This window comes from Corallococcus sp. CA049B (genome assembly GCF_003611685.1).
In the GTDB taxonomy this organism is placed as follows: Bacteria; Myxococcota; Myxococcia; order Myxococcales; family Myxococcaceae; genus Corallococcus; species Corallococcus coralloides.
This window is the reverse complement of sequence record NZ_RAWC01000087.1, coordinates 24,615-33,019: the sequence shown is the minus strand read 5'-3', so window position 1 is coordinate 33,019 and position 8,405 is coordinate 24,615. Positions and strand designations below refer to the sequence as shown.

The following is an 8,405-nucleotide window of genomic DNA, read 5'->3' as shown; positions in this document are numbered from 1 at the left end:
ACCGCGAGCGTGGGCCACCGGGCGGGGGTGGCGTCCGGGGGCGAGGCGGCGTTGAGGGCGGCTTCGAGCCCCGCGGCGGTGAGGGTCTCCAGCTCCGTGGAGGTGGGGGTGTCCGTCTGGCCGGACTCGAAGACGCGGTGGGCGCGGGCCCACTTGTCATAGCGGACGCCGCAGCGGGCGCAGGCGTGGGCGTGGCGCAGCAGCCGTGAGGATTCGGGGGTGGACAGCTCCCCCAGGGACCAGCGCGTCAGTCCCGCGTCCACATGTCGCTCGTACCACTTCATGGGAGGCTCCCGAATGGGATGGCGCACAGCAGGGCCAGGGTGGCGAGCAGGGCGCCCCATTGCAGGCGTCCCGGCACGACATCGCTGTCCAGCCAGCCCGAGTCCTTCAGGTGTTCAGTGAACTGCAACCGCAGGCGGCGTTCGCGCACCCGCACCTCGCCGCGGGTGAGCTGGAGCTGGTCGGCGGCGGACTCCTGGGACAGGCCGTCCATGAAGCGCAGCTGGGCCAGGGCGCGCCCTTCGTCGGGCAGGGCCTCCAGGAAGCGGCGCACGATGGAGCGGACCTCCGCGCCCAGGGCTTCCTCCTCCGGGCTCTTGCCCTCGGTGGGGGCATGGGTGAGCTCCGGCGCGTCATCCAGGGGGATGGCCTCCCGGGCCACGCGGCCGGAGGCGCGCATCAGGTCAATGGCGGTGGAGCGGGCGACGGTGAGCAGGAAGCCCAGGTAGGGGCGCACGCCGTCGTAGGCCTGGCGCATGTGGGGGCGGAAGGCCCGCACGAAGGTCTCCTGATGGGCGGCGTCCAGGTCCAGGGGCGTGAGCGCGACGGAGCGGGTGCCGGTCTCTGAATGGACGGAGAAGCGCCGGGACAGGTAGCGCAGCACCTCAGGCGAATACGTGCGGTAGACCTGGGTGAGCACGGCGGTGTCACCCCGGCGGAAGGCCTCCAAGACTGACCGCTCTGTTCCTGGCAGCACGAGGAAGGCTCCGTGTCATGGAGGCGCCCGGCCGGGCCCCTTCTGGAAATGAGATACGAAATGACCCCGAAATTCGGGTCGTCCCCACACGCACGGCGCGCGTTTTATTGAGCCCGGGCCCGAAGTCGTTGCGAATTGGGGGGTTGGTCTCCGGAGCCAGAGGCCGTGGGTTCGAATCCTGCATCGAGCGCGGGGGAGGTTCGCGGAAGCAGGGGAGGCGGAAGCCGTCACCCTGTCCGCGGACAAAAAAAATGGAGGCCGCGACCCACGGGATGAACGACTCCCGGTGGGTGACGGCCTCCGAATAGAGGGCGGTCTGGCGACCTGCTCAAAACGTAAGGCGCTCGGTGCTCGAAAGCAAGGACAGCTCACAGCAGGTGGCGGCACGTCTCTTGGAGTTCTTCTCGGCACGTACTGCCTGGTTCCGCGGACTCTGGGAGGTGGGAACGGTGCTCAGCCTCCGCGAGCTGTTGGAGGCGGTGGAGGCCGTCCCGGAGGGCGTCCTCTCCGACAAGGCGGTCGAGTGGCTGGCAAATGAACTGTCTCGGACCCTGGGCCCGGATGAAGGCATTGCTCCCCAGTCCCGGAGCTTGTTGCAGCGTCTGCTTGGCTCGCCGTTGAGGCCTCGCTCTGGCGAGCTGCCCGCGGTGCACCGTCTCACGGAAGAGATTGATGCGTCGTACCTGGCGCGCTGGGCCGGACAGCTCGCGCGAGGCATTCCGGTGAAACCGGAGCGGGTGGCCCGTGCCGTGGCGTCTCATCTCCTGGATGCAGGGTTCAGCCCCGACTTCCTCCATCGCTGGCTGACATACCGGCTCATCCATTCCACGCAGACCTATCGCCTTTCGGAGTTGCTGGAGGACGCCCATGTCCTGGCTCGCACGCCACCTTCGTGCTTCCAGGTTCTCCTGACCGTGCACAACGCGCTGGGCCTCCGGGGGCCTCCACCGCGCGAGTGGTGTGACGCGCCCACGGTTGCGAAATGGTTCCTCGCGAATGGATTCGACGCTGCCCATGTCCGGCAGAGCGGAGGATGGTTGCTGACGGTTCAAGCCCGCGATGCCTTCGCCGCGGCGGAGCGGGCCTCGGAGATGGTGGAGAAGCTGTTCGCCCGGCTTCTCATTGGAACAGGCCATCCGATGCGGCATGGAGAGCATGCGTACGTCGAAGGCATCCGGAAGCCACTGCCGCTCCGTCGGCATCGGCGGGTCGAGGTGCGCAGTCTGGAGCGTCAGGACCAGCTCTTCGCGTCAGGGCCGCCCAGCCGTGTCGACGCGGCGTTCGAGTTGCTCGGTCAATTGGACTCGCCCGCGGTGGTCGCGGTGGCCGCGGGGTGGGCCGCCATCGAAGCGTTGCTGGTCGCGCCCGAGGATGGTCAGAAATCACCTGCCGGTGACCGGCTGGCTTCCCTGGTGGCGTGCTCGTTTCCCAGGGCTGAGCTGACCTTGCTGGCCTCCCTGCAAGTCAGAGGCAGCGGCAGTCCGCCGCGAGAGCAACTTCTGCGGTGCGCGAGCAATCATGAGCGCGCATCCGTGATGGGCGAGGCCATCCTGCAGGGCTGGCCGCTCACCTGGGCAGAGCCCGTCTGGAGTCACCGGGCGGCGGTCGCACGCATGGAGGGAGTGCTCAAGGATCCTCGCAAGAGGCTGAAGGACGTGGAGGGCTATGCGGTGCGGGCGTTCCGCCGCCTCTATCGTCAGCGAAACCTGGTGCTGCACGGTGGGCAGACGAACGCGGTGGCCCTCCGCGCCAGCCTGCGGACGGCGGCGCCATTGATTGGCGCGGGCATCGACCGCATCGCGCATGCCTGGTTCCGCCATGGCGTTCAGCCGCTGGAGCTGGCCGTGAAGGCCCGTCATCGGCTGGAGTTGTTGGAGTCCAAGGAGCCCCTGGCGATCCTGGCCCTGCTGGAGTAGCGCGGCGGGGTCTGCTCACGCTGGGCCATCCAGCGCTTCACCCGTCCACCATCCTGGAGAGGTCTCCTTCCAGCGGAGCGCGGAGGATCGGCCGAAGAGCTCCATCAGCGTCTGCTCCATCAGGGCGCGGGCCTCCTCGAATGAAGTGGAGGGAGTGCTGTCGAGCAGCCTCCCATCCGTGACGCCTTCCTGGGTGTAGACGGCGTAGCGCCAGCCCTCGGTGGGCTTGGGGTGGTAGAGCACGACGGAGCGGACCGCTTCGTTCGCCAGGATGTGGCTCATCCCCCGGGTCCTACCGCAGGCGCATGTCCGTGAGGGCCGCTAGGGGAACGCGTCCACCACGGTGTAGCCCACGTTTCGGGGGAGGACGACGGCGCCAGGCTTGGAGCCCGGGGCCTTCGGCCACCGGCCGTCACTGTTCCCGAGGACGAAGCAGACCGGGTAGGTGCGGCCGTCAGGCGTCTCCGCTCGTGTGTAGCGGCCCGCCACCTCCTCGCCCCCCGTCCACAACCGTCCATAGAGCAGGGTCCCCTCCGGAAGCCTGCCGTGCTGTTCCTCCAGGACGCTGACGATGTCTCCGTCGCCCACGGTGGCCAGGATGGCATCCGGGCGGAAGGGATAGCGGATGTCGAGCGTGATGGCGGCCTTTCCATCCCGCCGCAGATTCAGCGCCTTCATCGCGTCCAGTGCCTCCGTGGAGCAGCGTTGGGGCTTGGGCATCACCTGCGCACCCGCGCAAGCGATGAGGGTCGATGCCGCGCCGACGGCCAACGTGCAGTCTCGCGCCAGCGAGCGGCCGCGACCCGGGCGGTCCTGCTTCAAGGGAATGCTCATGGCTTCCTTCTCCAGCGGAAGCGGCGCGGGGAAGGGAAGGGCCGCTCCGGACGCGGCAGCTTGGTCGGGCCCGGGCACTCGCGCCACGAGAGGCGTGGAGGACCGCTCTGGCACGTGGATGTCGGACTTCGAGAAGACCCCCAGGCTCCAGACCAGCGATACGAGGGCCAGCACTCCAGCGACTCCAGAGGCTGCCCGGCGCAACAGGGGCCGCAGCGTCTGTCGGCGGCGCGCCCTGTTCGCGGCGAGGATGGCCCGGGCCTCCACCCGGGCGACCTGCCCGGGGACACGGCGACGCAGGTCGCGTGCTTCGCGAAGGCGTTGGATCCGGTCCAGGCGCTGGAGGCGTGCGTGCTGGAGCGGCACCTCCTGGCCTGGAGCCATGGGCCCGGCCATCCCGGGCACCTCCTGCGTCGTGCGTGAAGATGCAGAGATCGGGATGGCCCAGTCGAACAGGGGCAAGTCCCAGGTTGGATCCACATGGGCCAGGACCTGATGCAGTTCGGAGACCAGCGCGGATGCGCTCGGAGGCCGTGCCTCGGGCGAGAGCGCGAGCAGGCGCGTGACGAGCGATGCCAGCACTTCCGGCACACGCGGGTTGGGCCATGCGCGTGCCCAGCCCTCGCCAGCCTGCGAGAGCGCCGGATAGGCGTCTGTCAGCACTCGATGGAAGGTGACGCCCACCGCGTACAGTTCATCCGTCACGCTGTAGCGAGGAGATTCGCGTGCCTGCCGTGAAGGCGCTTCCATCCGCCAGCGGTGGAGCTGTGGACTGGCGTAGAGCGCCGTGCCGGGAGGAGGCTGCCCTGTTCCGGTCAGCGGCACCGCCTCGGGATGCCAGCCCGCCCCCCAATCCAGCAGGGTGAGCCGTCCGCCGGGCTGGACGCGGATGTTGTCTCCCTTGAAGTCACGGTGCAGGACGCCACGGTGGTGGGCGAAGGACAGGACCTCCGCGGCCTGCATGAGCAATGCGCCCACCTCCCGAGCCGTGGGATTGCGAGCGCGGGCCCACGCATAAAGCGACTCACCTTCCACATGCTCCATGACCAGGAAGGGGTAGCTCCCGGAGCCCGGCTGCCAGTTTCCCGAGGCCACGAAGCGAGGCACTCCCGGATGCCGCAAGCGGGACAGCACCTCCTCTTCGCGTGAGAACCAGGGGCTGTCGGGTTGGCGAGCGAGCTTCAGGGCGTACCGCCTGCCGCGTGGACGATGCTTCGCGTGCACGACGTAGACCGTGCCGTATCCGCCTGCCGCCAATCGCTGGACGACGTGCCAGGGGCCGATGAGGGTGCCAGCGGCAAGCGCGTCCACCACCATCGGCCGAACGGAAGGAGAGGCAGGGCTGAAGGCCTTCTGGGCAGGTTTCGTGGATGCGTGACGCATGTGCCCTGCGTGCTCATCGGGCGTTGTCTCATGTGGACTCATGGCACCCCCTGTTCCCAGCGGACGCCGCGTTCGCCCTTCGCGTCCAGCAACTCCAAGGTGAAGTGCGTGCCCACGGGCAACTCCGGAAGCGCGCGCCACTCCACCACCACGGTGGCTCGCTCTCCGGGCGCCAACTGCGTGACCTGCATGAGCAGGGGAAGCTCACGAACTGGCATCCCGTGGATGTTGGGCCCGCGCGGCGTCATCCGTGCGAAGCCAGGGATCCAGGGGGCGGAGCCATCGGGATTGAGCAGCGATGTCGACAGGGCTCGGGTGCTCGCCGAGCGGTAGAGCACGTGGGGACCGATGGCGGTCATGCCCATGCTCACAGGAAGCTCCGGCAAGTAGTCCACGGTGACGCCTTCCCGCGTGACATCTCCCATCAACACCGCGCCACCCAGTCCACGCAGGGCGCACTGCGCACGCAGCGTCGCGAGCCCCGCCTCGGTGGCCACGCACCGGGCCCGCAGGTCCGCGAGCTCCTTCCCCAAATCCTGCGCGGTGCGCCCCTGCCGGAGCACCTCCACCTGCGAGTCCACCTCCGCCGTCACGGTCGTGAGCACGAACCCCACCTGCGCCGGAGCGCCGGGCCCAGCGAAGCGCACGGTGATCACGGGCTCCTTGCCTGCGGGAACATCCATGGACGCCTTGAGGACGAGCACGTCCTCATGCACCGCCACGCGGGAGAAGAATGGAGCGAGCACGCTCCGGTCCACGGACTCCGGAACGATGGGCGCATCGAAGGTGACGGTGGTCGCTTCATGGGCCGCGACATGCAGCGGATGCAGCACCGGCGGTTCCTCCGCGGGCAGCGTGAGCTGCCGGGCCTTGCGCTCCCTGACCCCGGGAGTACGGGACTGCGCCACCGCCGTGGTGCCCAACAGGACCGTCAGCACCAGGGGAATGACCGAAGTGGACAGCGACATCATGGGTCACCTCCATCCTTCAAACCTAACAGATAGGGGTGACACGCATGGGACTGCACGGGCCTGGGAAACCCTGGCTGCGGCGGCTGGGCAAGGAAAACCCAGCCTACCTCAAGGATTGCGTAGGGAAAGCCCTACTCGGATTCCGTATTTTCGGCTGGAGGTGCTTCGCGAAGAGGAGACGGGGACTGCTCCTCGGTGGGGGGAGCGGGGACCGCTGCTGCGTCGGGCTGCACTTCCATGGGGACATCGGGTGTGCGTGGGGCCTTCGCAACCACCTCGCCCAGCGGGGTGACCGCGTAGACCTGCCACCAGTCGAGGACCCGGCCATTGGGACCACCACACCGGCTGAACCGCTGTTCCACGGCGACGTAGTACAGGCCGGTGGTCGGTCCGGTGAAGACGGCGACATCGAGTCCCTGTTCCGGGCTCGTGCAGCCATGGAAGAGCTGCGGATGGGCATTGGTCCGGATGACCTCCCGCAGCGCTCCTGCCGCGGCCACCGCGGCACCCGCTTCGGTGAAGGGGAGGACGGAGGCCGAGGAGCCTTCATCCGGCCACTGCACCTCCCCCGTCCATGAGGGCTTGTGCCGAACGCATCCGCCAGTCAATGCGATGAGTCCTGAGAGCAGGAGTGTCTTGCGCATGGTGACGTTCACTCGTTCAGGAGCCGCAAGGTTCCGGGGCGGCACTGGGGTGTACTGATGAAAGGGGGGCCAGTCGAAGTCGTCCAAACCTGTCCGACTGTCGGACAGGTTCGTGTGGATGCCGCTACGACCGCCGGCCCGTCTTCCGCGCGAAGAACTCTCGGTTGAACGTCGCCACTCCCCACCTGCGAGGGTCGTCCGGGAAGTCCTCCTTCGCCAGGGACTCGTCGCTCTGTTCCGCCAGCCAGTGGCTGAACTCCTCCCGCGACGCGAAGGTCCGCTTCGGCTTGGAGTCTCCCTGGAGGTACCGGAGCCCCTGCGCGTACGTGCCCTCCGCGGACCGCCACAGCGCGCGGGACACGCCCTCGCGCGGGTCGACGGTGATGGACAGGTCCGCTCCCGCGTCCAGCAGCTCCGCCACCCGCTGCGCCAGCGCGCGCCCGTACTTGCGCGAATCGAAGTGGGCCTCCGCGCGGGCCTGCTCCTTCGCGTCATGCTCCCGCGTGGCCGAGTCCGTCATCCGGATGCGCGGCGCCGCGTGCGCGTCGCAGACGATGGACAACGTGATGTCCCCCAGCCCGGGCGCGGACGCGTGATGCCGCCGCATCAGTCCCTGCACCTGGGCGCGCGGCGCCTCCGGCAGCGAACCGAACGTCAGCGCTCCGTCCGGTGCGGTGAAGAGCAACGTGTCATCCAGCAGCTCCCCTTGATGCTTCAACGAAGCGGACAGCTCGATGCGGGCCAGCCCGCGGGCCTCGCGCTCGGCGCGCAGCCAGCGGACGAGGTCGGAGTCTTCGGTCGGGAGTGAGGACATGGCTTGCTCCAGGGCTCTGGCTCGGTGCGAACCTGCCATGAGCTGGAACGAAAGACTGACATTCCTGTCGCGCTTCGGTGCTGTTCCAATCCACCGCGACGTGCGAAGCCCTGGCGCCCGCATCCAGTGCCCCCTGGCCGTGGGCTTGCAGTATGTGCCCGACACCCAACGCCGTCGGATGACGGCCCCTTCACCCTGGACGACATGACTGCTCGACACTTCATCGCATCGCTGGTGCTGACCTCCTGCCTGGGCGCGTTGCCGGCGGCGGCGCAGGAGCCCTCGAACTCCGGGCTCGCGCTGGGCGTGCGCGGCGCCTTTGGCATTCCGGTGGGCGACTCCGGCACGGACCTCTCGCTGAAGGACACGTTCGGCAGCACCGTGGCGCCGCAGGTGGACGTCTCCTACTTCTTCAACCGGCAGCTCTCGCTGGGCGCCTATTTCCAGTACGGCATCGGCTCCGGTCCCGGTGACGCGTGCGCGGACGGCGAGGACTGCAAGAGCAAGGTCCTGCGCTTCGGCATCGACCTGGACTACCACTTCCGTCCGGCCGGCTTCGTCTCGCCGTGGGTGGGGGTGGGCGTGGGCTATGAGATCGGCTCGCTGGAAGTGGGCGAAGGGGCGGGGAACTCCTGGTTCAGGCTCGAGGGCTATGACCTGGGCCACGCCCACTTCGGCGTGGACCTCCAGCTCACCCGCTCCATCGCGGTGGGGCCCTACATCTCCGCGTCCGTGGGGCAGTACAACAAGGGCGCGATCCGCCTGGGCAATGCCGCGGAGATCAGCAACGACCTCTCCGACGACGAGAAGCAGATCCACGTGTGGATCCAGCCGGGCGTGCGCGTGCAGTTCCGGCTGTAGTCA

The 8,405-nt window shown here is 68.5% G+C and carries 8 protein-coding genes and 1 pseudogene; 2 read left to right on the top strand and 7 right to left on the bottom strand.

Annotated elements, in window-relative coordinates:
* Window positions 1-284 (bottom strand): annotated as a pseudogene (locus tag D7W82_RS20165) (hypothetical protein); the annotation flags it as partial.
* Complete coding sequence (locus D7W82_RS20160; RefSeq protein ID WP_233587815.1) at window positions 281-952, bottom strand: RNA polymerase sigma factor; 672 nt, start codon at window positions 950-952, stop codon at window positions 281-283. The pseudogene D7W82_RS20165 and the gene D7W82_RS20160, both read right to left, overlap by 4 nt.
* A 374-nt stretch (window positions 953-1,326) precedes the next feature.
* On the opposite strand from D7W82_RS20160, the gene D7W82_RS20155 reads away from it, so the two are divergent.
* A complete protein-coding gene (locus D7W82_RS20155; protein WP_120619897.1) occupies window positions 1,327-2,895 on the top strand; it encodes a hypothetical protein in 1,569 nt (522 codons plus the stop codon).
* 15 nt (window positions 2,896-2,910) lie between these two features.
* Here D7W82_RS20155 and D7W82_RS20150 read toward each other — a convergent pair whose 3' ends face one another.
* The 5 genes from D7W82_RS20150 to D7W82_RS20130 form a co-directional block, all read right to left on the bottom strand.
* Complete coding sequence (locus D7W82_RS20150; protein ID WP_120619896.1) at window positions 2,911-3,177, bottom strand: hypothetical protein; 267 nt, start codon at window positions 3,175-3,177, stop codon at window positions 2,911-2,913.
* 39 nt (window positions 3,178-3,216) lie between these two features.
* Entirely contained in the window at window positions 3,217-5,112 is a 1,896-nt protein-coding gene (locus tag D7W82_RS20145) for a serine/threonine-protein kinase (RefSeq protein ID WP_233587814.1), read from the bottom strand.
* Between the two features lie 38 nt (window positions 5,113-5,150).
* Window positions 5,151-6,083: a DUF2381 family protein gene (locus D7W82_RS20140; RefSeq protein ID WP_120619894.1), complete on the bottom strand. Its 933-nt coding sequence runs from the start codon at window positions 6,081-6,083 to the stop codon at window positions 5,151-5,153.
* A 131-nt stretch (window positions 6,084-6,214) separates the two neighbouring features.
* On the bottom strand, window positions 6,215-6,727 hold the full coding sequence (locus tag D7W82_RS20135) for a hypothetical protein (RefSeq protein WP_120619903.1): 513 nt from the start codon (window positions 6,725-6,727) through the stop codon (window positions 6,215-6,217).
* Between the two features lie 124 nt (window positions 6,728-6,851).
* Window positions 6,852-7,541: a hypothetical protein gene (locus D7W82_RS20130; RefSeq protein WP_120619893.1), complete on the bottom strand. Its 690-nt coding sequence runs from the start codon at window positions 7,539-7,541 to the stop codon at window positions 6,852-6,854.
* A gap of 204 nt (window positions 7,542-7,745) precedes the next feature.
* On the opposite strand from D7W82_RS20130, the gene D7W82_RS20125 reads away from it, so the two are divergent.
* On the top strand, window positions 7,746-8,402 hold the full coding sequence (locus D7W82_RS20125) for an outer membrane beta-barrel protein (protein WP_120619892.1): 657 nt from the start codon (window positions 7,746-7,748) through the stop codon (window positions 8,400-8,402).
* Window positions 8,403-8,405 lie beyond the last annotated feature (3 nt).

Excerpts from the sequence above, each read along its gene's own strand:
- D7W82_RS20150 (WP_120619896.1), bottom strand. The coding sequence starts at position 3,177 with ATGAGCCACATCCTGGCGAACGAAGCGGTCCGCTCCGTCGTGCTCTAC.
- D7W82_RS20145 (WP_233587814.1), bottom strand. The coding sequence starts at position 5,112 with ATGCGTCACGCATCCACGAAACCTGCCCAGAAGGCCTTCAGCCCTGCC.
- D7W82_RS20140 (WP_120619894.1), bottom strand. The coding sequence starts at position 6,083 with ATGATGTCGCTGTCCACTTCGGTCATTCCCCTGGTGCTGACGGTCCTG.
- D7W82_RS20135 (WP_120619903.1), bottom strand. The coding sequence starts at position 6,727 with ATGCGCAAGACACTCCTGCTCTCAGGACTCATCGCATTGACTGGCGGA.
- D7W82_RS20130 (WP_120619893.1), bottom strand. The coding sequence starts at position 7,541 with ATGTCCTCACTCCCGACCGAAGACTCCGACCTCGTCCGCTGGCTGCGC.
- D7W82_RS20125 (WP_120619892.1), top strand. The coding sequence starts at position 7,746 with ATGACTGCTCGACACTTCATCGCATCGCTGGTGCTGACCTCCTGCCTG.